Source organism: Micromonospora sp. L31 (assembly GCF_052068075.1).
Lineage (GTDB): Bacteria > Actinomycetota > Actinomycetes > Mycobacteriales > Micromonosporaceae > Micromonospora > Micromonospora purpureochromogenes.
Map to the genome: position 1 here is coordinate 606,399 of NZ_JBQHDC010000003.1, position 22,750 is coordinate 629,148.

The following is a 22,750-nucleotide window of genomic DNA, read 5'->3' on the forward strand; positions in this document are numbered from 1 at the left end:
CGGTGGACACGCGGGTGGTGGCCGTGACGACCACCACGTGGAAAAACCGATGACCCGCGTTCCGGGCCAGCACTAGGTTGTAAGGCGCTTAGAACTTGGCGGTCATTACCGAAGCGGGGGCGCGGGCGTGCGGACGGTGCGAAGTTGGTTCCGGGACACCACCGGCGGGCTGCCGAGGACCTTCTGGTACCTCTGGACCGGCACCCTGATCAACCGGCTCGGTTCGTTCGTCCTGGTCTTCCTCGCCATCTACCTCACCCAGGAACGCGGCTTCTCCCCCACCCAGGCCGGCCTGGTGCTGGGCCTGTGGGGCGTCGGCGGCGCGGTCGGCACCACCGTCGGCGGCGCGCTCACCGACCGCTGGGGACGACGTCCCACGCTGCTCACCGCGCACCTCGGCGCGGCCACGATGATGCTCGCGCTCGGCTTCGCCCGGCCGCTCTGGGCGGTGGCCGCGGGCGCGCTGCTGCTCGGCATGTTCGCCGAGGCGGCCCGACCGGCGTTCGGCGCCATGATGATCGACGTGGTGCCGGAGAAGGACCGGTTGCGCGCCTTCTCGCTGAACTACTGGGCGATCAACCTCGGCTTCGCCTGCGCCGCGGTGCTCGCCGGGTTCGCCGCCCAGGCCGGCTATCTGCTGCTCTTCGTGGTCGACGCGGCCACCACCGTGGTCACCGCACTGATCATCTTCACCCGGGTGAAGGAGACCCGCCGGGTCTCGGCCGCCCCGGCCCGCCCCGGTGGCGCCGCCCCGCTCGGCGCGCTGCGCACCATCGCCGCCGACCGGGTCTTCCTCGGCTTCGTGGCGCTGAACCTGTTCGCCGCGCTGGTCTTCCTCCAGCACATCTCGATGCTGCCGATCGCGATGGGCGACTCGGGCCTCAGTCCCGCCACCTACGGCTCGGTGATCGCGCTCAACGGAGTGCTGATCGTCGTCGGGCAACTCTTCGTGCCCCGGCTGATCAGGGGGCGCAGCCGGTCGCACGTGCTCGCCCTGGCCTCGCTGGTGATGGGCGTCGGTTTCGGCCTGACCGCGTTCGCCGACGCCGCCTGGTTCTACGGCCTCACCGTGCTGATCTGGACCCTCGGCGAGATGCTCAACTCGCCGTCCAACGCCACCCTCATCGCCGAGCTCTCCCCCGACCGGCTGCGTGGCCGCTACCAGGGCGTCTTCTCGCTGTCCTGGCAGATCGCCGGGGCGGTCGCGCCGATCCTCGGCGGCCTGGTCCGGGAACGGGCCGGCAACACCGAACTCTGGCTCGGCTGCGCCGCCATCGGCGCGCTGATGGCGGTGGCCCACCTGGTCTCCGGGCCGGCCCGCGAGCGGCGGGCCGCCCAGCTCCGGCCGGCGACGCAGCCGGTCACGCCGGTCACCGCCGTCCGGCAGCCGGCCCCCCAGGCGGCCGAGGCCGCCGCCACCGCCCCGGCCGAGCCGGTCGCGGCCCACACCCCTTCCTGAGTACGCCGACCGCCGGGCACGCGGACCGGCCGAGGCCGTGCCGTCCTGCCGTCCTGCCGACCCGCCGCACCCAACAGGACGCGCGGACCGGCCAGGGCCGCCCTGCCGACTGCCGGCACCCGACCGGACGCGCGGACCGGCCGGGGCCGCTGCCGCCCGCCCGGCGGCCTGCCGGGCTCGGGCGAGGCAGGGCACCCTGCGGGCCCTTTCGAGCTGATGACGTGAACGAATCAAACCCAGCGAACCCGGAGCCCGAGTCGTTGGCGACATCAGCTCGACAGGACCTCCGACCACCGTCCGCCTCCGGCCCGCCCGAACCGTGCGGTAACCCGGGACACCGCTGGCGGTGCCGCGCTGGTGATCACCGACACGGTGGCGCGGTCGGGCGGGGCTGCATACGGTCGGGGACGGATCGGTTAACAAGGTTTCTGGAGGACGGGTGCACGGGTTGCGGCGCTGGTGGGACGGAACTGCCGGCGGTCTGCCCGCCACCTTCTGGTACCTCTGGGCGGGGCTGCTGGTCAACCGGGCCGGCGCCTTCGCGGTGCTCTTCCTGTCGCTCTACCTCACCGCGGCGCGCGGGGCCAGTGAGTCGCTGGCCGGCGCAGTGGTCGGTGCGTACGGAGCGGGCGGGGCGGTCGGGGTGCTGCTCGGCGGGGTGCTGGCGGACCGCTGGGGCCGGCGGGCCACCCTGCTCGCCGCGCACCTGTCGGCGGCGGGGCTGATGGTGGGGCTGGCGTTCAGCCGGCACCTCGCGGTGATCGCGGCGCTGGCCGCGCTGGTCGGGATCGCGCACTCGATGCCGAGCCCGGCCTTCGTCGCGGCGATCGTGGACGTGGTCCCCGAGCACCGCCGCTCCCGCGCGTTCAACCTCCAGTTCTGGGCGTTCAACCTCGGCATGGCGGTGGCCTCGCTGCTGGCCGGGCTGCTGGCCGAGGCGAGCTTCCTCGCGCTCTTCCTGGTCGACGCCGCCGCCACCCTGGCCGCCGCCGTGCTGATCGCCTGGAAGGTTCCGGAGACCCTGCCCCACCGCCGCACCGGACCGGCGGGAAGCCGGCCGGACCAGGCCGGGCGGACTGCCGGCGAGCCGGTGGCCGCGGCGGCCGGGCGATCCCGGCCGCCGGGGCTGCACACCGCGCTGACCGACCGGACCTTCCTGGTCTTCGTCGGGCTCACCTTCGTGCTGGCCGTGCTCACCATGCAGACCTCGACGATCATGCCGCTGGCCATGCGCGCGGACGGCCTGAGCCCGTCGGCGTACGGGACCGTCGTGGCGCTGGGCGGTGCGCTGATCGTGGTGGGGCAGCTCTTCGTACCCGGGCTGATCGACCGGCGTCGGGCGCACCGGGTGCTGGCCCTCTCCACCGGCCTGCTCGCGGTGGGGTTCGGCGCGCTGGCCGTCGCCGACCAGCTCTGGGTCTACCTGGCCGCCGCGGTGGTCTGGACGGTCGGCTCGATGCTGGCCGCGCCGCCGAACGCGCAGATCAACGCCGACCTGGCCCCGCCCGAGCTGCGGGCGCGCTACCAGTCGGTGTTCTACCTGACCTTCCCGGCCGCGTCCTTCGTCGCACCGACGCTGGGCGGGGTGAGCCTGCAGTACCTCGGGGAGCGGCACTGGCTGGTGGTGGCGGCCCTGGGCCTGCTCGCCGCAGGCGGGCACCTGCTGGCCGGGCCGAGCCGGGAGCGCCGGGTGGCGGCGCGGCGGGTGGCCGCACCGGCGCGGGCCTCGCAGCCGGTGGGCTGACAGCAGAACGCCCACCACGACCGTGGTCGTGATGGGCATCCGCACCGCTTGCCCGGCGGCGGCGGGCGACACTCACCCCCGTAAGCGTCGCCCGCTCGCGCCGCCGGTTCCACGGGTGGCACCGTCCCCCAACGATGTGCTCCACCCGTTTCTTGCGCCTCACTCGGTGCTCGGATCTGATCGATCCGCCGCTCCCCCGAACGGTTCCGAGCGTGGCGCGGTGCAATAAAGTTAGTTCGCCCGGATTCCGGATTCAACCCGGATCGCTGTCTCGCCGGTCACAGCGCCGACGTGGCGTCCGACACCCCTGCTCCGGGCCTCGCAACGGTCAACACGGCGTACCCCGCGGCCATTCCCGTAAACACGTCAGGCGTCCTCCCGATCGGGTGATTCCGTCCGGAAGAAGTTGCTCTGCCGACCGTCGCGCAGCTGCTCCTGGTAGATGAGGTTCAGCCGGCGCGTGTCGAAGGTCCGGAACCAGTCGTCCCAGCTGATCACCTGGACCCGGCTGCTCTCCCGGTAGCCCGGGATCTCGAAGGTCAGCACCCCCGGCCGGCCCTCGCGCTCGGTGCCGGCGATGGTCGCCGGTTGGGCGCCACGGGCCCGCGCCCAGTTCTGGATCACCTCGTGGTTGCTGGTGACCAGGCTGCGGCCGGGGCGCTCGGGGCGGTCCGCCGGGGAGGAGATCACCTGCGACGACCGTACCGACCGGGAACTGGACCGGCCGGTCCGTGCGCCGGTGGTCCGGGCCGGGGCGGCCGCGCCGACCGCGGCCGGCGGGGCGATGACCCGCTGGGCGGGCGTGGCCCCGGCCTTCGCCGGCGTGGCCTTCGCCCGAGCCCCGGCCTTCGCCGGCGCGGCCTTCTTCGCCGGCGCGGCCTTCTTCGCCGGTGCGGTCTTCTTCGCGGGCGCGGCCTTCGCGCGAGCGCCCGCCTTGGCCGGCGCGGCCTTCGCCCGGGCGCCCGCCTTCGCCGGCGTGGTCTTCTTCGCCGGGGCCGTCTTGGCGCGAGCGCCGGCTTTCGCCGGGGCCGTCTTGGCCCGGGCGCCCGCCTTCGCGGGCGCGGTCTTCTTCGCCGGCGCGGCCTTCGCGCGAGCGCCCGCCTTCGCGGGCGCGGCCTTGGCCCGGGCCGCCTTCGCGGGCGCGGCCTTGGCCCGGGCCGCCTTCGCGGGCGCGGCCTTGGCCCGGGCCGCCTTGGCCGGTGTCGCCTTCGCCCGGGCGGTCGCCGCCTTGCGGGCCGCCGGGGCGGCCTTGCGGGCCGGCGCCGCCTTGCGGGCGGGGGCCGGCGCGGCCTTCGCCCGGGCGGTCGTGGTCTTCCGAGCGCCCGTCGTCTTCTTCGCGGCGGCCTTCGTCGCGCCGGCCTTCTTGGCGGGCGCCCGGCCCGTCGGGCCGGTGCTGCGTCGGGCCGCGGCGCCGGGGCGGCCCTCGGACCGCAGGGTCCGCGCGAGCGTCTTGACCAACTCGGGCTTGCGCAGAGCGGAGATGCCGGAGACACCGCGACGCCGCAACTGACCCCGGATGTCGTCGACCCGCATCCGCGAGATCTCCGACTCCGAGATCCCCGGAGTGTTCGGCGTCTGGTTGCCCGCCTGCTGCTTGGTCCTGGTCGCAGTTCCGCCGCGACCTGAGCTGTTCCGCTGAGCCATCGCACGCTCCTCGACAGTCCGTCTCGGCCTGCGGCGGGTCCCGTTTCGCCGCACCGCAGCGGTGCGGCATACCCGTCAGGACCGGTCCGAACCTCCGGCGGACGGCTCGAAAAGGTGGGCGAAGGCGGCGAGGTTGGCGGTGGACTCGCCCCGCTTCACCCGCCACTCCCACTCCCGGCGGATCGAGCTGCCGAAGCCGATCTCCAGCATCGTGTCGAACGACTCGTCCGCGTAGGTGAGCACCGCGCCGAGCAGCCGGTCCAGCTCGTCGGCGTCGATCCCGGCCGGGTTGACCCGCCCGGTGAGGTAGACGTCGCCCACCGCGTCGATGGAGAACGAGACGCCGTACATCCGGGCGTTGCGCTGCAGCAGCCAGGCCCACAGCTCCTCGCGCCGCTCGTCGGGCTGGCGCATCACGAACGCCTCGACCCGCAGCGCGTGCTCACCGACGATCAGGTTGCAGACCGTCTTGAGCTTGTGCGTGCCGGGCAGGGTGACCGCGTAGGAACCCTCGCCGGTCGATTCCCAGTCCAGCTCGCGCTCGGTGCAGACGGACTCGATCAGGGCGGCCAGGTCGCTCTTCGCGCTCATCGCACCCACTCTACGGGCGCCCGCCGGGACGCACCGGACGCGCGGCAGTGGCCGGGGTCACCAGGAACAGGACAGCGCCGGGTCCCCGGCGAGCTGGGCGGCCAGCCGGCCCCGGTGCTCGGCGATCGCCTCCCCGTAGACGGCGAGCAGGCCGGAAACCGTGCGCTGCCAGGAGAAGTTGCGGGCGTGCCGGGCCGCGCCCGCCGCCAGGTCGGCCCGCAGCGCCCGGTCGGGCAGCAGGCGGGCGAGCGTAGCGGCCCAGTGGGCCGGGTCGTGGCCGTCGACGAGCACCCCGCTGACCCCGTCTCGCACGGCGGTGACCAGACCACCGACGGCGGCCGCGACGACGGGCGTACCGCAGGCCTGCGCCTCCAGGGCGACCAGCCCGAACGACTCGTTGTACGAGGGCACCGCGACCAGGTCGGCGGCCCGGTAGAGGGCGGGCAGGTCGTCGCCGGTCTGCGGGGGCAGGAAGCGCACCCGGTCGGCGACACCGAGCGATCCGGCCAGCTCCATCAGCGAGGTGGGCCGGTCGAGCCCGCTGCCGCTCGGGCCGCCGCAGATCACCACGGTCAGCTCCTCGGCGAGGGCCGGGGCGCACTCGCGCAGCGCGGCGACCGCGCGGATCAGCACGTCGGGCGCCTTGAGCGGCTGGATCCGACCGACGAAGGCCACCACGTACCCGTCGGTGGGCAGGCCCAGCCGGCGGCGGGCGGCGCGGGTGGCCGCGACCCGGTCGCCGGGGGCGGGACGGAAGCGGTCGAGGTCGACGCCGGGCTCGACCACGGCGACCCGGGCCGGTTCGGCGTCGTAGCGGCCGATCAGGTCGGCCGCCTCGACCCGGGTGTTGGCCACCAGCCGGTCGGCCTCGGCGACCACCTGCTCCTCACCGATCACCCGGGCCTTGGGCTCGGGGCGGTCACCGGCGGCGAGCTGGGCGTTCTTGACCTTTGCCAGGGTGTGCGCGGTGTGCACCAGCGGCACTCCCCAGCGTTCCTTGGCCAGCCAGCCGACCTGCCCGGAGAGCCAGTAGTGCGAGTGGATCAGGTCGTAGTGGCCGGGCGGGCGGGCCGCCTCGGCGCGCAGCACGCCGGCGGTGAAGGCACAGAGCTGCCCGGGCAGGTCCTCCTTGGTCAGCCCCTCCAACGGCCCGGAGGTGATGTGCCGGACGTGCACGCCGGGCGCCATCTCGACCACCGGGGGCAGGTCACCGGAGGTGGCCCGGGTGAAGATCTCCACCTCGACGTCGGCCTCGGCGAGCCGCCGGGCGACCTCCAGGATGTAGACGTTCATCCCACCGGCGTCACCGGTGCCGGGCTGGTGCAGCGGGGAGGTGTGCACCGACAGGGTGGCGATCCGCCGGGGGCGGGGCCACGGTCGGGCACCTCGCTGACGACCGACGCCGGTGTGCATTTCCGCCACGTCCGCTCCTTCTGTCACGGTTTATGCCGTCCCGCACGACCGGCGCTTCTCGGTCAACTCACGCGCCGGGTGTCATCTTCCCCATCGGGTCACGGAAATGCGCCCGCGCTCTCCCCCGGCGTGACCCAGTTCATCGACCGCCCCCGCCCGGGCCGGCCCGCGCCGGAGGGGACAATGTCCGGATGACCTCTGTCGCGATCGTCACCGGGGCGTCCAGCGGGATCGGCGCGGCGACCGCCCGTCGACTGGCCGCGGAGGGCTTCCACGTGCTGGCCGCCGCCCGGCGTACCGACCGGCTGGCCGGGCTGGTCAAGGAGATCGAGGCGGCCGGCGGCACGGCCACGGCGGTGGCCTGCGACGTCACCTCCGACGAGTCCGTGGCCGAGTTGGCCGCCGCGGCGCAGGCGGCGCCCGGGCCGATCACCCTGCTGGTGAACAACGCCGGCGGCGCGCGCGGGCTGGACCCGGTGGAGTCCGGCGCGATCGGCGACTGGCAGTGGATGTACGACGTCAACGTGCTCGGCACGCTCCGGGTCACCCAGGCGCTGCTGCCCGCGCTGGAGGCGTCCGGCGCCGGCACCATCGTGATCGTCTCCTCCACCGCCGGCTTCACCGTGTACGAGGGCGGCGGCGGCTACGCCGCGGCCAAGCACGCGCAGACCGCGATCGCCGGGACGCTGCGGCTGGAGTTGTGCGGGCGGCCGGTCCGGGTGATCGAGATCGACCCGGGCATGGTGCGGACCGACGAGTTCGGGCTGGTCCGCTTCGGCGGGGACGCCGACAAGGCCGCCGCCACGTACGCGGGGGTGCCCGAGCCGCTGGTCGCCGAGGACGTGGCCGACTGCATCGCCTGGTGCGCCACCCGCCCGCACCACGTCAACGTGGACCGGCTGGTCGTCCGCCCGCTGGCCCAGGCCGCCCAGCACAAGGTGCACCGGGTCGGGCAGTGAGCCGGGCCGGTCGCGGGTGAGGGCCGGGCCGGTGCGGCCGCAGGGCGTGGTGACCCGGGGGACGACGAACCCCAACCGGCTGCGGCGGGTGGACAACTGGATCGTGGCCACCTGCGGCGACCGGCTTCGCGCCGCCGCCGACCCGCTGGTGGTGGACCTCGGCTACGGCGCCACCCCGGTCACCGCCGTGGAGCTGCGCGCCCGGCTGGCCACCGGGGTCCGCGCCGACGTGCGGGTGGTCGGGCTGGAGATCGATCCGGTACGCGTGGCCGCCGCCGCGCCCGCCGCCGACCCGCCCGGGTTGACCTTCGCCCGGGGCGGTTTCGAGCTGGCCGGCCTGCGTCCGGTGCTGGTGCGCGCGTTCAACGTCCTGCGCCAGTACGACGAGAGCGAGGTCGCCGCCGCCTGGCGGACGGTCACCGACCGGCTCGCCCCGGGCGGGGCGCTGGTCGAGGGGACCTGCGACGAGCTGGGCCGGCTGGGCAGCTGGGTGCTGGTCGACGCGGCCGGCCCGCGCACGCTGACCCTGGCGGCCCGCCTGGCGACCCTGGAGACCCCGGCCCAGCTGGCCGAACGCCTGCCCAAGGCGCTGATCCACCGCAACGTCCCCGGCGAGCGGGTGCACGACCTGATCCGCGCCCTCGACGACGCCTGGCAGGCCGCCGCCGGCTACGCCCCGTTCGGCCCCCGCCAGCGCTGGCTCCGCGCCGTCAGCGCCCTCAAACAGTCCGGCTGGCCCGTCCTCGACCGCCCACCCCGCTGGCGCCAGGGCGAACTCACCCTCCCCTGGCCCGCCGTCGCCCCCACCTGACCCGCCGACTCCCGTTGATCATGAGGTTGGCCGCACCGCAGGAGATCGACACCGCCGCCAACCTCATGATCAAGGCGGCCCGGGGCGGGTCAGATGGTGCAGTTGATCAGGACGGGTTCGGGGTGGAGGGTGACGGCGAAGCGGGTGTGGACCGTGTCGCGGATGTCGCGGGCGAGGGCGACCAGGGCAGCCGTGCTGGCCGTGCCGGTGTGGTTGGTCAGGGCCAGGGTGTGCTTGCTGGAGATGGCGGTGCCCTCGGGGCCGGGGTGGCCCTTGGTGAAGCCGGCCTTGTCGATCAGCCAGGCGGCGCTGACCTTCACCATGTCGCCCGGGCAGGGCCAGGAGGGCGGCTCACCGAGGTCGGTGGCGCGTTCGCGCAGCAGCTCGTACGCCTCCCGGTCGAGCACCGGATTGGTGAAGAACGAGCCCACCGACCAGGTGTCCGGGTCGGTGGCGTCGAGCACCATGCCCTTGCCGGCGCGCAGCTTCAGCACCGTCGCGCGGGCGTCGGCCAGCGGCACCCGGTCGCCCACCTCGACGCCGAGCGCCCGGGCCAGCTCGGCGTAGCGCACCGGGCCGGAGAGCGTCGAGCGGCGCAGCCGGAAGTCGACCGAGAGCACCACCCAGCGGTCGCTGTACTTGAAGATGCTGGACCGGTAGGCGAAGCCGCAGTCCGCCGCGTCGACCCGGCCGAGGCTGTCGTCGGCGCGGTCGTACACCTGGACGCCGGTGATGCTCTCGGCGACCTCCTGGCCGTACGCGCCGACGTTCTGGATCGGGGTGGCGCCGGCCGAGCCGGGGATGCCGGAGAGGCACTCCAGCCCCGACCAGCCGTTGTCCACGGTGGCGGCCACCAGGTCGTCCCAGGGCTCGCCGGCCTCGACCCGTACGGTGACGGTGTCGGCGTCCTCGGCGACCACCCGCAGCCCCCGCGACCGGACCAGCACGACCGTGCCGGGGAAGCCCTCGTCGCCCACGACGACGTTGCTGCCGCCCGCGAGGATGAGGACGGACTCGTCCCGCTGTCGCGCCTGGCGCACGGTTCGTACGATTTCCTCGGCGCTGGTGGCGGTCTCCAGCCGGCCGGCGGGGCCGCCGAGGCGCAGCGTGGTGTATCTCGCCAGGCTGGCCGGGTCGGCGGGGTCGGCTCCGGTCGTCGGCTGGGCGTAGACGTCTGACACGCCTCTCACCCTAGGCTGAGGGGTAGCCGCGGCACCCACTGGTGGCCCGGTCACCCCCGGGAGGATTGCGATGAGCAGGTTGCACGGCACGAAGGACTTCTGGATCGGAGCGCTCCGGGTGGACGGCCCGGCGTTCGCCGCCGCGGTGGCCGAGGCGCCGCCCGAGACACCGGTGCTGTCCTGTCCGGGCTGGACGGTCGCCGACCTCACCCTGCACCTCGCCGGCATCTACCACTGGGTGCACTCGTTCGTCGGCTCCGGCGAGACCGCCCAGCCGGCCCGCCCGGACCGCGCGGAGCTGCCCAGCGGGGTGACCCCGCTCCAGCTGTGGCAGCGCGGGTACGACCAGCTGATGACCCAGTTCGACACCCTCGACCCGGAGGCGCCGGCGTGGAACTGGGCGCCGCAGCCGAAGAAGGCCGGGTTCTGGCCGCGCCGGATGGCGCACGAGACGGCGGTGCACCGCTGGGACGCCCAGCTCGCCATCGCCGCCGGTGAGCCGATCGAGGCCAAGCTCGCGGCGGACGGGATCAGCGAGGTGCTGGACACCTGGCTGCCGGCCGGGCGCCGGGCGGTGCCGGGCCAGTGGCACGGGGTGGTGCAGCTGACCGCGACCGACGCCGCGCAGGACTGGTACCTGCGGCTGCGCGGCGAGGGGGTGGCCCTGCTCGACACCGCCACGGTCTTCGGCCACGAGGACCACCACGCCCGGGTCCAGGTCACCGGCACCGCCAGCGACCTGCTGCTCGCCCTCTGGGGTCGGATCGGGTACGACGCCCTGGGCGTCACCGGCGACCGCACCCTGCTGGACGGCCTGCGCACCGGCTGACCGCACCGGACCTCCCGGTCCCGCATCCGCGCCTTCCGCAAAGAGTGGCCATTCCCCGCGAATGGCCACTCTTCGCGTATCCGGGGGTCGTCAGGTCACGGCTCGGACGCGACGAGAGAGCGCTCTCTTGACACCGGTCAACGGAGCCGCAACGCTGTCGTGAGAGCGCTCTCTCAGCCCCTCACGATCGCGTCAGGACCCGGGCTGCGGCTCGCTCACCAGCAGGTCCACCCGCTTCACCACCGATTGACCTGAGAGGACTCCGAGGAAGATGGGTACCTTTTCGCGCCGCCGTCTGGCGGCGGTGGCCCTGGCGGCCACCACCGCCCTGCTCGGCACCGCCGCCTGCGCCGGCGAGGACGACTCCGCCAAGGACGGGCCGATCACGCTGACCGTTGACGTGTTCGGCCAGTTCGGCTACGAGGAGCTCTACAAGGAGTATATGGCCAGCCACCCCGACGTGAAGATCGTCGAGCGGGGCACCGGCAGCAACCTCGACGAGTACTCGCCGAAGCTCACCCAGTGGCTCGCCGCCGGCAAGGGCGCGGGCGACGTGGTGGCCATCGAGGAGGGGCTGCTGGTCGAGTACAAGGCCAACCCGCAGAACTTCGTCAACCTGCTCGACCACGGCGCCGCCGACCTCAAGGGCAACTTCCTGGACTGGAAGTGGAACCAGGGGCTCACGGCCGACGGCAAGCAGCTGATCGGCCTCGGCACCGACGTCGGCGGCATCGCGATGTGCTACCGCAAGGACCTCTTCGCCAAGGCCGGCCTGCCGACCGAGCGGGACCAGGTCTCCAAGCTCTGGCCGACCTGGCAGGACTACATCGCCACCGGCGAGAAGTTCAAGGCCGCCAACACCGGAGCGTCCTTCCTCGACGCGGCGACCAACACGTTCAACACCATCCTGCTCCAGACCGCCGGCAACACCTCCGGCTACAGCTACTACGACACCAGCGACAAGCTGGTGGTCGACAGCAACCCGGCCGTGAAGCAGGCCTTCGACACCACCGTCGACATCATCGACTCCGGCCTCTCCGGCAAGTACGGCTCCTGGTCGGAGGAGTGGGTCTCCGCCTTCAAGCAGTCGAAGTTCGCCACCATCGCCTGCCCCGCCTGGATGACCGGCGTCATCGAGGGCAACGCCGGCCCGGCCGCCAAGGGCAAGTGGGACATCGCCCAGGTCCCCGGCAACGGCGGCAACTGGGGTGGCTCGTTCCTCGCCGTGCCGAAGCAGAGCAAGCACCAGGCCGAGGCGATCGAGCTGGCCAAGTTCCTGACCAGCGCCAAGGGCCAGATCGGCGCGTTCAAGGCCAAGGGCCCGCTGCCGTCGTCGCCGCAGGCGCTCGACGACCCGGCGATCGTCGACTCGACCAACGCGTACTTCTCCGCCGCCCCGGTCGGCAAGATCTTCGGCACCGGCGCCAAGAGCCTGAAGCCGGTCTACATGGGCCCGAAGAACCAGGCCGTCCGCACCGAGGTGGAGAACGCGGTGCGCACCGTCGAGCTGGGCCAGCGCACCCCCGAGCAGGGCTGGAACGACGCCGTCAACAACGCGAAGAAGGCCGCCGCCAAGTAGCCCGAGCCAGGCGGGCGGGGTTCGGCGTTCGCCGGTCCCGCCCGCCCGGCGGAGAAGGAGTCCACGGCATGGCCGTCCAGCTCGACGCGCGCCCCCCGGTCGTACCGGCGCCGCGCCACGCCCGCTCGAACCGGGGCAACCGGCTCGCCCGGTTCGACACCCGGTACTCGCCCTACCTCTACATCGCCCCGTTCTTCCTGCTCTTCGCGGTCTTCGGGATCTACCCGCTGGGCTACACCCTCTGGGTCTCGCTGCACGACTGGGACCTGCTCGGGGTCGACCCCACGTTCATCGGGGCGCAGAACTACACCCAGCTGATGGCCGACCCCGACTTCTGGCACTCGGTGGTCAACACCCTCGGCATCTTCGTCATCTCGACGGTCCCGCAGCTGCTCCTCGCGCTGTGGCTGGCCAACCTGCTGAACCGGCACCTGCGGGCGCGGACGGGCTGGCGGATGGCGGTGCTGATCCCCAACGTCACCTCCACCGCGGCGGTGGCGATCGTCTTCGGCGTGCTCTTCGGCCGCGAGTTCGGCATGATCAACTGGCTGCTCGACCTCGTCGGGATCGACGCCATCGACTGGAAGTCCAACCGGTTCGCCTCCTGGGTGGCCATCTCCACCATGGTCGACTGGCGGTGGACGGGCTACAACGCGCTGATCTTCCTGGCCGCGATGCAGGCCATCCCCCGCGACCTCTACGAGTCCGCCTCGATCGACGGTGCCGGCCGCGCCCGGCAGTTCTGGTCGATCACCGTGCCGCTGCTCAAGCCGACGATCATCTTCGCGGTCATCATCTCCACCATCGGCGGGCTCCAGCTCTTCACCGAACCCCGCCTCTTCAACTCCGGCACCAACGCGATCCGGGGCGGGCCGTTGCGCGAGTCGCAGACGGTGACCATGTACATGTTCGAGAACGCCTTCGCGCCGCACTACAACTTCGGCTACGGCTCCGCCATCGCCTGGCTGCTCTTCGCGCTGATCGCGGTGGTCGCGGCCATCAACGTGCTGGTCCTGCGCCGGCTCGGCGGCGGCGGGCGCAAGGAGGAATCCCGATGACCCGACTCTGGTCGGCCGGCCGGCTCACCTACGCGGCACTGACCCTCACCGCCCTCCTGTCGATCTTCCCGATCTACTGGATGTTCGTGGTCGCCAGCCGCACCAGCGACGCGATGGGCGAGGTGCCGCCCCCGGTCACCCCCGGCGGCAACCTGGGCGCGAACATCGCCCGGCTCTTCGCCAACACCGACGCGTACTTCCTGACCGGCCTGGTGAACTCCACGATCGTGGCGGTGTCGGTCACCGTCTCGGTGGTCTTCTTCTCCACCCTGGCCGGGTTCGCCTTCGCCAAGCTGCGGTTCCGCGGGCGCAACGCGCTGCTGATGGTCATCATCGCGACGATGATGGTGCCCACCCAGCTCGGCGTCATCCCGCTGTACATGCTGATGACGAAGCTGAACTGGAACGACCGGCTGCCGGCCGTGATCGTGCCGGCGCTGGTCACCGGCTTCGGGGTCTTCATGATGCGCCAGTACGCCGGCCAGGCGGTCAGCACCGAGCTGATCGAGGCCGCCCGAATCGACGGGTGCAGCACCGCGCGGATCTACTGGAACGTGGTGCTGCCCGCGCTGCGCCCCGCCGCCGCCGTCCTCGGCCTGCTCACCTTCATGACCACCTGGAACGACTTCCTCTGGCCGTACGCGGTGCTCAACGACCCGGAGAACCCGACCGTGCAGCTGTCGCTGCGGGCCCTGTCGGACGGGTACTACCAGGACATGTCGCAGGTGTTCACCGGTACGGCCATCGCGACCCTGCCCCTGCTGCTGGTGTTCATCGTGTTCGGCCGCCAGATCATCGGCGGCATCATGGAAGGTGCGGTCAAGGCGTGAGCGTGACGAGTGAGCTGCGTTTCCCCGAGGGCTTCGTCTGGGGTGCCGCCACCGCGGCGTACCAGATCGAGGGCGCGGTCCACGACGACGGTCGCGGCCCGTCGATCTGGGACACCTTCAGCCGTACGCCCGGAAAGGTCTTCCAGGGGCACACCGGCGACGTCGCCTGCGACCACTACCACCGGTACGCCGACGACGTGGCGTTGATCGCCGAGCTGGGATTGGGGGCGTACCGCTTCTCGGTGGCCTGGCCCCGGATCCAGCCGGACGGCACCGGCCCGGTCAACCCCCGTGGGCTGGACTTCTACGACCGGCTCACCGACGCGCTGCTCGACCGGGGCGTCGACCCGATCGTCACGCTCTACCACTGGGACCTGCCGCAGGCCCTCCAGGACCGGGGCGGCTGGACCAACCGGGACACCGCCGAGCACCTCGCCGACTACGCCGTCGCCGTGCACAACCGGCTCGGTGACCGGGTCCGCACCTGGACCACGCTCAACGAGCCCTGGTGCTCGGCGTACCTGGGGTACGGCAACGGGGTGCACGCGCCGGGCGAGCGGGACGCGGGGGCGGCCTTCGCCGCCGTACACCATCTCCTGCTGGGGCACGGCCTGGCGGCCCGCGCGCTGCGCGCGGCCGGCGCGCCGACCCTCGGGATCACCCTCAACCCGGCCGACGTGCAGCCCGCCGACCCGGCCAACGCCGCCGACGTCGCCGCCGCCCGACTGGTCGACGGCCTGCACAACCGGATCTTCCTCGACCCGCTGACCGGCGCCGGCTACCCGGACGACGTGCTGGCGCACCTCGGCCGGCTGGTGGAGCCGACGTTCATCCGGGACGGCGACGAGAAGCTCATCGCCGCGCCGATCGACCTGCTCGGGGTGAACTACTACGCCCCGACCTACGTCGCCGGCCGTCCGGACGCCGTAGGCGGCGGCGGGGCGTACCCGGGCACCGAGGGCGTGGTGGAGTTCCTGCCGCCCACCGGCCCGCTGACCGACATGGGCTGGATGATCGAGGCGACCGGGCTGACCCGGCTGCTGGAGCGGATCGCCCGGGACTACCCGGGGCTGCCGATGCTGATCACCGAGAACGGCGGCGCCTTCCCGGACAAGCCCGGCGCCGACGGCCCGGACGGTCTCGGCCAGGTCATGGACACCGACCGGATCGCCTACCTCGACGGGCACCTGCGGGCGGCGCACCAGGCCATCGCCCGGGGGGTGGACCTGCGCGGCTATCTCGTATGGTCGTTGCTGGACAACTTCGAGTGGGCCGAGGGCTATCGGAAGCGGTTCGGGATCGTCCACGTCGACTACCTGACCCAGCGGCGCACACCGAAATCCAGCGCCCGGTGGTACCAGGAGGTGATCTCCCGGAACGGGCTGTGACGAGGTGGTGGTGACGGGGATGACGACCGCGCAGCGACCGACCCTGGAGGCGGTCGCCCGCCGGGCCGGGGTGTCCCGGGCGACCGTGTCCCGGGTGGTCAACGGCTCCACCACGGTGGCCGAGCCGATCCAGGAGGCGGTCCGTCGGGCCGTGGCCGAGCTGGGGTACGTGCCGAACCTGGCCGCCCGTAGCCTGGTCACCCAGCGGACCGACTCGGTCGCCCTGGTCATGCCCGAGGAGGCCACCCGGGTCTTCTCCGACGACCAGGTGTTCCCGGGCATCATCCGGGGGGCGGCCCAGGAGCTGGAGGCGGCCGACAAGCAGCTGGTGCTGATGCTCGCCGGGTCGGCGGCCGGCCACGAACGGGTCGAGCGGTACACCACCGGCCGGCACGTCGACGGGGTGCTCTTCGCCTCGCTGCACGGTGCCGACCCGCTGCCCGGCACCCTGGCCCGGCTCGGCATCCCGGTGGTCTGCGCCGGCCGGCCGCTCGACGGCGCGCGGGTGCCGTACGTCGACGTCGACAACGTCGGCGGGGTGGCCCGGGCGGTGCAGCACCTGATCGAGAACGGTCGCCGCCGGATCGCCAGCATCGCCGGCCCGCAGGACATGATCGCCGGCATCGAGCGGCTCACCGGCTACCGGGAGACGGTCACCGCCGCCGGGCTGGACGAGCTGGTCGCGTACGGCGACTTCACCCGGGAGTCCGGGGCGGCGGCCATGCACCAGCTGCTCACCGCGCACCCCGACCTGGACGCGGTCTTCGCCGCCAGCGACCTGATGGCGCACGCCGCCCTGCGGACCCTTCGCGAGGCGGGACGGCGGGTGCCGGACGACGTCGCGGTGATCGGCTTCGACGACATCGAGACGGCGGCCTACACCGAGCCGCCGCTGACCACGGTGCGCTGGGAGATCGTGGAGCTGGGCCGGGAGATGACCCGGCAGTTGCTGCGGCTCGCCGCGGGCGAGGCGATCGAGGAGTCGGTGATCCTGCCGACCGAGCTGGTGGTGCGCGGATCCGCCTGACCGTCGAGCCCCCGCCGGGTCCGGATCGCTCCCGTCCACGCCTTTGGCGACAGTCGTTCGGCGCGCCGCCTGCCACAGCGGGAAAGCCGCCCACCCCTGTGTTGCGGTGAGTGACGACAGGCCGCCGGCCGGCACCCCTCCTCTCCCGCTTTGCTCTGCTGCCGCCCAGGCGACAGCAACTCTGAGTCACAACCACCCTGACCCGTCCCCGCTAGCCGGAAGAGAAAGCGCCTGCTCCAAGGCGTGTTGCGTCTGCGGCAGCAGAGCAAAGCGCGGGGAAGGCAATCGAGGCTCCCCCGTGACCACTCACGGTCCGTGAGAGTGGCTCTGGCTACTCACGGCGACGACCTTTCGGGGGACGACGCCCGGGTTCGGCGACGGACCCGCTGGAACCGGTCGTCGCGGAGCGGGTACGGCTGGTTCGGTGGGCGGGCTCGGACATCGGAGGTCGGACTTCAGGGTCGTGCCTACGCCGGCCTCGTGATCTCCATGTCAGCTCTCCACGACGGGCTGACCGAGCGACCGGCGGGTGAGCAGGGTGGCCCCGGCGACGGCGGCCGGCATGACCAGCACGGCGCCGAGCGGGATCAGGAAGCACAGGAAGACCGCCACGCCGAAGCCGAGCGTGGTGGGCCGGTCCGCCTTCAGGATCGACCGGCGGTCGGGCAGCCGTAGCCCGCGCCGGGAGAACGGCGCCCCCACCAGTTCGACGGCGAGCAGCCAGCCACCCACCGCCGCCCCGATCACCGGCACCACCGTCTGGCCGACGACTGGGATGAACCCGGCGGCGAAGAGCGGGATGCCGAACAGCACCGACAGCCCGACCAGCCGCAGGGAGTCGACGACGCTGCGCCGCAGCGAGGCCCAGAACGTCACCTCCACCCCGCCCGGGGTGCCACCGAGGCGCTCCTCCACCCGCTCGGAGATCTTCTCGTAGAACGGGTCACCGATGACCAGGGTGACCGCGGTGAAGCTGACCACCGCCAGCAGCCCGCCCAGCCCGAGGAAGGCCAGCCCGGCGATCACCCGGACCAGGCTCCGCGCGGTGGTCGACCAGTCGTCGGCGAACGGGGTGACCAGCGCGGCCAGGTCGTCCACGAAGTACACCAGGGCGGCGAAGGCGGACAGGAAGACCGCACCGGAGATCAGCGCCGGCACGATGCCGAGCAGCATCAGCCCCGGGCTGCGGACGTAGAGGCCGAGGCCGCGCAGGAGCAGCCCGACGCCGGAGAGGAATCGACCGACGGCGCCGGTGACCGGCGCGGCGATGCTGGGTGCGTTCACGAGCGGAGAGCCTAGTGCTCACCGGCACGCCCCGGAGCCGGGCAGGATGGTCGGGTGCGCGCGTCCCGGCTGATCTCCCTGGTGCTGCTGTTGCAGTCCCGCGGCACGATGACCGCCGCCGAACTGGCCCGCGAGCTGGAGGTGTCCGAGCGGACGGTCTACCGGGACGTGCTGGCGCTCTCCGCCGCCGGGGTGCCGGTCTACGCCGACCGAGGCCGGGCCGGCGGGTACCGCCTCCTCGGCGGCTACCGGACCCGACTGACCGGCCTGACCCGGGACGAGGCCGAGGCGCTCTTCCTCTCCGGCCTGCCCGGCCCGGCCGGTGAGATGGGGCTGGCGGACGCGGTGGCGGCCGCCGAGCTGAAGGTGCTCGCCGCGCTGCCGCCGAGCCTGCGGGACGCCCCCGCCCGCGCCGGGCAGCGGTTCCACCTGGACGTGCCGGGCTGGTTCCGGGAGTCCGCGCCGCCACCGTGGCTGGCCGACCTGGCCCGGGCGGTCTGGCGGGACCGGGTGGTCGAGCTGCGCTACCGGCGCGGCGACCGGGAGGTCACGCGGGAGCTGTGCCCCTACGGGCTGGTCCTCAAGAGCGGGATCTGGTACCTGGTCGGCTGCGTCGGCGACCGGTACCGGACGTACCGGGTGGACCGGGTGACGGGCGTCGAGGTGGGTGGGGAGAGCTTCGACCGGGACGACAACTTCGACCTGGCCGCGTACTGGCGGGAGCAGGCCGAGGCGTTCCTGCGGAGCATGCTCCGGGCCGAGGTGACGATCCGCCTGAGCCCCGCCGGCCTGCGCCGGCTCCGGCACCTCGCCGACGCCCCCTTCGTGTACGCCGAGGCGCTCGCCGCCGCCGGCGAGCCCGACGGGCAGGGGTGGGTGATGACCCGGCTGCCCGTCGAGTCCGTCGAGGTGGCGTACTCGCAGATGCTGGGGCTGGGGCCGGAGGTGGAGGTGCTGGAACCGCCGGAGCTGAGGGAGATGCTGGCGGACGCCGCGAGGCGGTCCGCCGCCCGCTACCTCCCCACCGATCAGCGGTAGCCCGTGACGTCGGCGGGCTTGCCGGCGTCGACCACCTCGGCGATGTAGCGGAAGGCGTCCGGCCGGCTGCCGTCGACGTCGGTGAACCCGTACACCTGGGACAGCTCGCCGGCCGAGACGGAGGCCTGGTTCCAGCGGGCCTTCCCCTCATCCGCGGCGAGCGCCGCGACCGCGCGTCCGACGAAGGCCGGGGTCTCCGAGATGAGGAAGTGCGGGTCCTTCGCCGCGCCGTCGCGCCAGTTCTCCTCGGTGACCTCGTAGTGCTCCAGCATGGCCTCGGACCGGATCCAACCGGGAGTCAGCGCGACGGCCGTGCCACCGTGCGGCTTCAGTTCGTGCCCCCAGCTGAACGCGAGCCGGTTCACCGACACCTTGGCCAGGTCGTAGAAGACCGAGAGCCGGTAGTTCTCGTCGTTGTACGACCGGGTGCCGTCCCCGATCTCCACGACCAGCCCACCTGGACGGCGGATCAGCAGGGGCAGCGCGAAGTGGCTGGTGATGATGTGCGTGTCGATCGCCAGGCGCAGGGTACGGAAGCCGGCGTCCAGGGGCTGTTCCCAGACCGGCTTCTCCCAGGTGATCAGCGGGTCGCCGCCCCAGATGTCGTTGACCAGCACGTCCAGCCGGCCCTGCTCCGTGTCGATCCGGGCGACCAACTCCCGGACCTCGTCGGGGACGAGGTGGTCGACCCGGGCGGCGATGCCGGTGCCGCCGGCCGCGGTGACCAGCTCAGCGGTCTCCTCGATGGTCTCCGGGCGGTCCATCTCGGAGCGGCCGGCCCGGCTGCTGCGGCCGGTGGCGTAGACGGTCGCCCCGGCCGCGCCGAGCTGGATGGCGATCTGCCGGCCGGCGCCCCGCGTCGCCCCGGCGACCAGCGCGATCTTCCCTGTCAGCGGTTTCGTCGTCATGCGTCCGACCCTGACAGGAAAACCTGACACCCGAAGTCCGGTTTCGCGATCGGGTGTCGTGCGTCATGCTCGCCGGCATGCACCTGCTGCTCTCCGGAATCGTCGGGTCGGTCGCGTACGGGCTGGCCGGGCCGGGCTCGGACGTCGACCGGATCGGGGTCTTCGCCGCGCCCACCGTCGCGTTCCACGGCCTGCACCCGCCGAAGGAGTCCGTGGTAACCACCGACCCGGACGTCACCCTGCACGAGGCCGGCAAGTACGCGAAGCTCGCGCTGAGCGGCAACCCGACCGCCACCGAGCTGATGTGGCTGCCGGACGACTGCTACGAGACCCGGACGGAGTTCGGCGAGCGGCTGATCGCGATCCGGTCGGCGTTCCTCAGCGCGCCCCGGGTCCGCGACGCCTACCTCGGGTACGCCACGCAGCAGTTCCGCAAGCTCACCACCCGCGACTCGTCCCTGGGCGGGCGGCGGCGCTCGGCGAAGCACGCCCGGCACCTGGCCCGGTTGCTGCACCAGGGCCGGGTGCTCTACGCGACCGGCGTGCTGGAGATCCGGCTGGCCGACCCGGAGTGGTTCCGTGCCTTCGGCGAGCGGGTGGCCGGCGGCGCGTTGGACGAGGCGGAGGCGCTGGTCGCCGCGGCGCAGCGGGACTTCGACACCAGCCGTACGCCGCTGCCGGAGCGGCCGGACGAGGCGACGGTGGAGGGTTGGCTGCTCGACGTGCGCGCCGCCCACCTGCCGCCGGCCGGCTGAGCGAAAACCGCTCGGCCGGGCGCCGGCCCCGGTGCTAATCGGCTTCGTCGGCGTGGTCCCCGAGCAACGCGGCCACGGCTACGCGTACGACCTGCTGGTCGAGGGGACGCACCTGCTGGTCGAGGGCGGCGTAACGGACATCGTGGCCGCCACGGACCAGACCAACCACCCGATGGCCGCCGTCTTCGCCCGGGCGGGCTACCCGATCGAGCGGGAACGCGTGGACCTCGTCTGACCCGTCGTCCCCGGCACCGGTCCAGCGGTGCCGGGGACACCGTGCGGACGAGGCGGCCGTACGCCCTAGTCGGCCAGCCTGACCCGGACCCGGCGGTTGGCGCGGCCCTTGCTCTCCACCTTGACCACCTGCACCTTGCCGATCTGGGCGGTCGAGGCGACGTGGGTGCCGCCGTCGGCCTGCACGTCCAGCCCGACGATGTCGACGATCCGGACCTCCTGCTCGTCCGGCGGGATCAGGTTGGACTGGGTACGGATGATGTCCGGCAGGGCCAGCGCCTCGGCCCGGGGCAGCACCCGCACGGCGACCGACCGGTCGGCGGCCACCTCGGCGTTGACCAGCTCCTCGATCCGGGTCTTGAAGTCCGGCGGCACCTCGGGCAGGTTGAAGTCCATCCTGGCCTCCCCCGGCTCCATGTTGCCGCCGGTGACCAGCGCGCCGAAGTCGCGGAACACCACGCCGCAGAGCACGTGCAGGCCGGAGTGGGTGCGCATCAGGCGGGTCCGCCGCTCGTCGGCCACCGCGCCGGTGACCGTGGTGCCGACCGGCGGCACCGGATCTCCCTCGGCGGGGATCAGGTAGAGGTCGTCGCCCTTGCGGGTGCCGACGATCCGGGTCTGCACGCCCTGCCACAGCAGCACGCCGTGGTCCGGCGGCTGGCCGCCGCCGCCCGGGTAGAACGCCGACCGGTCCAGCACGACGCCCTGCTCGTCGGCGGCGAGCACCGTGCACTCCCACTCCCGCAGGGTGGGGTCGGCGAGATCGAGACGGTGGGTACGGCCGTGGTGTGTGACGCCCATGACAGCAGACGCTACCTGTTGAGGAACGTCGAGATCCGCTCCCGCAGGTCGGCGCGTTCGGTCCAGGCGAAACCCGGGCGGTCGTAGAGGTGCAGGGTGGCGTGCGGCAGCGCCGCGGCCAGCTTCTCGGCGACGTGCGCCGGGTGCAGGTCATCGCCGGCACAGCCGATCACCAGGGCCGGGGCGGTCACCGCGGCGAGTGCGGAGACGTCCCGCAGCGGGGCCTGCTCCGGCAGGTCGGCCAGCCCGGGGGCGAGCCCGTCGCGCAGCAACTGGTCGAGCCGCTGCCGCAGGTACGCCCAGCCCGCCGGGGTGTTGCGCACCGCCGCCGGCACCTCGAGCGAGACCACGTCGGCGACGGCCGAGGCGTCACCGTCGGCCACCGCGTCCAGCAGGTCGGTCAGCCGTTGCCGGGCGACCGGGCCGCGGGGTTTGTCGAGCACCGCTGGCAGGAAGAAGACCAGCTTCTCGAAGCGGTCGGGGCTTTCCAGCAGCAGCCGGCAGAGCGCCCCGGCCCCGAGGCTGGCCCCGAACGCGCGGGTGGCCCCACCGAGGTCGGCGACGGCCCGCAGGTCACGGGCAAGGTCCAGGTAGCTCCACGGGCCGGGCGGCGCGTCCGAACGCCCGTGCCCGCGGAACTGGAAGAAGATCTTGCGGCCGGTGACCGCGCTGCCGAACGGGCGGGTGGTGGCGATGCCGTTGCCGAGCCCGTGCGCGAAGACGGTGGCCGGGTCACCGGCGCCGGTGACCAGCCGCTCCAGCCGTACGCCGTGCGGCGTGGTGACCAGCTCGGTCTCCGGCTCGGGCAGGGCCGGTCGGCCGGTACGTGGCGCGCCCGGGCCGGGCCCCCAGGTGCGGGGTCCGCCGTCGGGCGGCGGGGGCCAGCGGAAACCTCTCACCAGAACCCTTTGCCGTCGTGCAGGTCGCGCAGCCCGACCCGGACGTCGAGCAGGTAGATCAGGCCGGCCGCGATGCCGATCAGCCCGAAGATGCTGAGCGCGCCGAAGCCGAGCAGGGTGAGCACCAGACAGACCGCCAGGATGGCGATCCAGCCGCCCTTGGGCAGGGTGCCGATCGCCGGGAACGCGTCGGCGCGCTGGGTGATCGCGTGTACCAGGGCGATGCCCTGGACGGCCAGGGCGAAGACGAGCAGGATCAGCTCGATCACATAGCGGACTTCGAACACGAAGATCGGCGCGGCGATGGCCATGCCGGCC

The 22,750-nt window shown here is 73.1% G+C and carries 22 protein-coding genes; 13 read left to right on the forward strand and 9 right to left on the reverse strand.

Annotation, left to right across the window (positions count from 1 at the left end; all coding sequences use genetic code 11):
- Positions 1-127: 127 nt before the first annotated feature.
- Together ACTMS9_RS12520 and ACTMS9_RS12525 are read left to right on the forward strand one after the other, a co-directional pair.
- Positions 128-1,459, forward strand: a complete 1,332-nt coding sequence (locus tag ACTMS9_RS12520; RefSeq protein WP_441142210.1) for an MDR family MFS transporter — start codon at positions 128-130, stop codon at positions 1,457-1,459.
- 439 nt (positions 1,460-1,898) lie between these two features.
- Positions 1,899-3,203: an MFS transporter gene (locus ACTMS9_RS12525; protein WP_441142209.1), complete on the forward strand. Its 1,305-nt coding sequence runs from the start codon at positions 1,899-1,901 to the stop codon at positions 3,201-3,203.
- A gap of 366 nt (positions 3,204-3,569) precedes the next feature.
- Here the strand turns inward: ACTMS9_RS12525 and ACTMS9_RS12530 are convergent, their stop codons facing one another.
- The 3 genes from ACTMS9_RS12530 to mshA all read right to left on the reverse strand — a co-directional run bounded on the left by ACTMS9_RS12530 (position 3,570) and on the right by mshA (position 6,860).
- Entirely contained in the window at positions 3,570-4,847 is a 1,278-nt protein-coding gene (locus tag ACTMS9_RS12530) for a hypothetical protein (protein ID WP_441164953.1), read from the reverse strand.
- A 75-nt stretch (positions 4,848-4,922) separates the two neighbouring features.
- The gene (locus tag ACTMS9_RS12535; RefSeq protein ID WP_238451554.1) at positions 4,923-5,438 is read right to left on the reverse strand and encodes a YbjN domain-containing protein; all 516 of its coding nucleotides are present in this window, start codon (positions 5,436-5,438) and stop codon (positions 4,923-4,925) included.
- A 57-nt stretch (positions 5,439-5,495) separates the two neighbouring features.
- Positions 5,496-6,860 carry a D-inositol-3-phosphate glycosyltransferase gene (gene mshA, locus ACTMS9_RS12540; protein ID WP_441142208.1) on the reverse strand — a complete coding sequence of 455 codons (1,365 nt, stop codon included), beginning with the start codon at positions 6,858-6,860 and terminating at the stop codon, positions 5,496-5,498.
- A 182-nt stretch (positions 6,861-7,042) separates the two neighbouring features.
- Between mshA and ACTMS9_RS12545 the strand changes: the two genes are divergently transcribed.
- Positions 7,043-7,810: an SDR family NAD(P)-dependent oxidoreductase gene (locus ACTMS9_RS12545; protein ID WP_441164954.1), complete on the forward strand. Its 768-nt coding sequence runs from the start codon at positions 7,043-7,045 to the stop codon at positions 7,808-7,810.
- 31 nt (positions 7,811-7,841) lie between these two features.
- The gene (locus ACTMS9_RS12550) at positions 7,842-8,621 is read left to right on the forward strand and encodes a class I SAM-dependent methyltransferase (protein ID WP_441142206.1); all 780 of its coding nucleotides are present in this window, start codon (positions 7,842-7,844) and stop codon (positions 8,619-8,621) included.
- Positions 8,622-8,710: 89 nt separating this feature from the next.
- Here the strand turns inward: ACTMS9_RS12550 and ACTMS9_RS12555 are convergent, their stop codons facing one another.
- On the reverse strand, positions 8,711-9,802 hold the full coding sequence (locus ACTMS9_RS12555; RefSeq protein WP_441142205.1) for a UDP-N-acetylmuramate dehydrogenase: 1,092 nt from the start codon (positions 9,800-9,802) through the stop codon (positions 8,711-8,713).
- A gap of 70 nt (positions 9,803-9,872) precedes the next feature.
- Between ACTMS9_RS12555 and ACTMS9_RS12560 the strand changes: the two genes are divergently transcribed.
- From ACTMS9_RS12560 to ACTMS9_RS12585, 6 genes are all read left to right on the forward strand, one after another.
- On the forward strand, positions 9,873-10,631 hold the full coding sequence (locus ACTMS9_RS12560) for a maleylpyruvate isomerase family mycothiol-dependent enzyme (RefSeq protein ID WP_357909640.1): 759 nt from the start codon (positions 9,873-9,875) through the stop codon (positions 10,629-10,631).
- Positions 10,632-10,902: 271 nt separating this feature from the next.
- Positions 10,903-12,210, forward strand: a complete 1,308-nt coding sequence (locus ACTMS9_RS12565; protein ID WP_441164955.1) for an ABC transporter substrate-binding protein — start codon at positions 10,903-10,905, stop codon at positions 12,208-12,210.
- 68 nt (positions 12,211-12,278) lie between these two features.
- Complete coding sequence (locus ACTMS9_RS12570; RefSeq protein ID WP_441164956.1) at positions 12,279-13,268, forward strand: carbohydrate ABC transporter permease; 990 nt, start codon at positions 12,279-12,281, stop codon at positions 13,266-13,268.
- Positions 13,265-14,098: a carbohydrate ABC transporter permease gene (locus tag ACTMS9_RS12575; RefSeq protein WP_154941642.1), complete on the forward strand. Its 834-nt coding sequence runs from the start codon at positions 13,265-13,267 to the stop codon at positions 14,096-14,098. Before ACTMS9_RS12570 ends, ACTMS9_RS12575 begins: the two co-directional genes overlap by 4 nt.
- Positions 14,099-14,100: 2 nt before the next feature.
- Entirely contained in the window at positions 14,101-15,486 is a 1,386-nt protein-coding gene (locus ACTMS9_RS12580; protein ID WP_441142607.1) for a GH1 family beta-glucosidase, read from the forward strand.
- Between the two features lie 19 nt (positions 15,487-15,505).
- The gene (locus ACTMS9_RS12585) at positions 15,506-16,513 is read left to right on the forward strand and encodes a LacI family DNA-binding transcriptional regulator (protein ID WP_441142202.1); all 1,008 of its coding nucleotides are present in this window, start codon (positions 15,506-15,508) and stop codon (positions 16,511-16,513) included.
- A gap of 492 nt (positions 16,514-17,005) precedes the next feature.
- Here ACTMS9_RS12585 and ACTMS9_RS12590 read toward each other — a convergent pair whose 3' ends face one another.
- Positions 17,006-17,797, reverse strand: a complete 792-nt coding sequence (locus tag ACTMS9_RS12590; RefSeq protein WP_441142201.1) for an EI24 domain-containing protein — start codon at positions 17,795-17,797, stop codon at positions 17,006-17,008.
- 54 nt (positions 17,798-17,851) lie between these two features.
- Between ACTMS9_RS12590 and ACTMS9_RS12595 the strand changes: the two genes are divergently transcribed.
- Complete coding sequence (locus ACTMS9_RS12595) at positions 17,852-18,835, forward strand: helix-turn-helix transcriptional regulator (RefSeq protein WP_441164957.1); 984 nt, start codon at positions 17,852-17,854, stop codon at positions 18,833-18,835.
- Here ACTMS9_RS12595 and ACTMS9_RS12600 read toward each other — a convergent pair.
- On the reverse strand, positions 18,826-19,743 hold the full coding sequence (locus tag ACTMS9_RS12600) for an SDR family oxidoreductase (protein WP_441164958.1): 918 nt from the start codon (positions 19,741-19,743) through the stop codon (positions 18,826-18,828). The genes ACTMS9_RS12595 and ACTMS9_RS12600 overlap by 10 nt on opposite strands.
- 77 nt (positions 19,744-19,820) lie before the next feature.
- Here ACTMS9_RS12600 and ACTMS9_RS12605 point away from each other — a divergent pair, with 77 nt between their 5' ends.
- Both ACTMS9_RS12605 and ACTMS9_RS12610 read left to right on the forward strand, forming a co-directional pair.
- Positions 19,821-20,498 carry a nucleotidyltransferase domain-containing protein gene (locus ACTMS9_RS12605; RefSeq protein WP_280839486.1) on the forward strand — a complete coding sequence of 226 codons (678 nt, stop codon included), beginning with the start codon at positions 19,821-19,823 and terminating at the stop codon, positions 20,496-20,498.
- A gap of 52 nt (positions 20,499-20,550) precedes the next feature.
- Positions 20,551-20,733 carry a hypothetical protein gene (locus ACTMS9_RS12610; protein ID WP_441164959.1) on the forward strand — a complete coding sequence of 61 codons (183 nt, stop codon included), beginning with the start codon at positions 20,551-20,553 and terminating at the stop codon, positions 20,731-20,733.
- A gap of 65 nt (positions 20,734-20,798) precedes the next feature.
- On the opposite strand, the gene ACTMS9_RS12615 is transcribed toward ACTMS9_RS12610, so the two are convergent.
- Genes ACTMS9_RS12615 through ACTMS9_RS12625 form a run of 3 tightly spaced genes read right to left on the reverse strand, consistent with a single transcriptional unit; the run spans position 20,799 to position 22,743 of the window.
- On the reverse strand, positions 20,799-21,533 hold the full coding sequence (locus ACTMS9_RS12615) for an alanyl-tRNA editing protein (protein ID WP_179802030.1): 735 nt from the start codon (positions 21,531-21,533) through the stop codon (positions 20,799-20,801).
- Between the two features lie 11 nt (positions 21,534-21,544).
- Positions 21,545-22,432 (reverse strand): alpha/beta fold hydrolase, encoded by an 888-nt coding sequence (locus ACTMS9_RS12620; protein ID WP_441142123.1) that lies wholly within the window; start codon positions 22,430-22,432, stop codon positions 21,545-21,547.
- Positions 22,429-22,743 carry a DUF2516 family protein gene (locus ACTMS9_RS12625; RefSeq protein ID WP_210773656.1) on the reverse strand — a complete coding sequence of 105 codons (315 nt, stop codon included), beginning with the start codon at positions 22,741-22,743 and terminating at the stop codon, positions 22,429-22,431. Before ACTMS9_RS12625 ends, ACTMS9_RS12620 begins: the two co-directional genes overlap by 4 nt.
- Between the last annotated feature and the right edge of the window lie 7 nt (positions 22,744-22,750).

Bases quoted from the DNA above. Each gene is read 5' to 3' on its own strand.
- ACTMS9_RS12530 (WP_441164953.1), bottom strand. From the start codon at position 4,847: ATGGCTCAGCGGAACAGCTCAGGTCGCGGCGGAACTGCGACCAGGACC.
- ACTMS9_RS12625 (WP_210773656.1), bottom strand. From the start codon at position 22,743: ATGGCCATCGCCGCGCCGATCTTCGTGTTCGAAGTCCGCTATGTGATC.
- ACTMS9_RS12560 (WP_357909640.1), top strand. From the start codon at position 9,873: ATGAGCAGGTTGCACGGCACGAAGGACTTCTGGATCGGAGCGCTCCGG.
- ACTMS9_RS12535 (WP_238451554.1), bottom strand. From the start codon at position 5,438: ATGAGCGCGAAGAGCGACCTGGCCGCCCTGATCGAGTCCGTCTGCACC.
- ACTMS9_RS12585 (WP_441142202.1), top strand. From the start codon at position 15,506: ATGACGACCGCGCAGCGACCGACCCTGGAGGCGGTCGCCCGCCGGGCC.
- ACTMS9_RS12570 (WP_441164956.1), top strand. From the start codon at position 12,279: ATGGCCGTCCAGCTCGACGCGCGCCCCCCGGTCGTACCGGCGCCGCGC.
- ACTMS9_RS12545 (WP_441164954.1), top strand. From the start codon at position 7,043: ATGACCTCTGTCGCGATCGTCACCGGGGCGTCCAGCGGGATCGGCGCG.
- ACTMS9_RS12575 (WP_154941642.1), top strand. From the start codon at position 13,265: ATGACCCGACTCTGGTCGGCCGGCCGGCTCACCTACGCGGCACTGACC.
- ACTMS9_RS12600 (WP_441164958.1), bottom strand. From the start codon at position 19,743: ATGACGACGAAACCGCTGACAGGGAAGATCGCGCTGGTCGCCGGGGCG.
- ACTMS9_RS12605 (WP_280839486.1), top strand. From the start codon at position 19,821: ATGCACCTGCTGCTCTCCGGAATCGTCGGGTCGGTCGCGTACGGGCTG.
- ACTMS9_RS12615 (WP_179802030.1), bottom strand. From the start codon at position 21,533: ATGGGCGTCACACACCACGGCCGTACCCACCGTCTCGATCTCGCCGAC.
- ACTMS9_RS12565 (WP_441164955.1), top strand. From the start codon at position 10,903: ATGGGTACCTTTTCGCGCCGCCGTCTGGCGGCGGTGGCCCTGGCGGCC.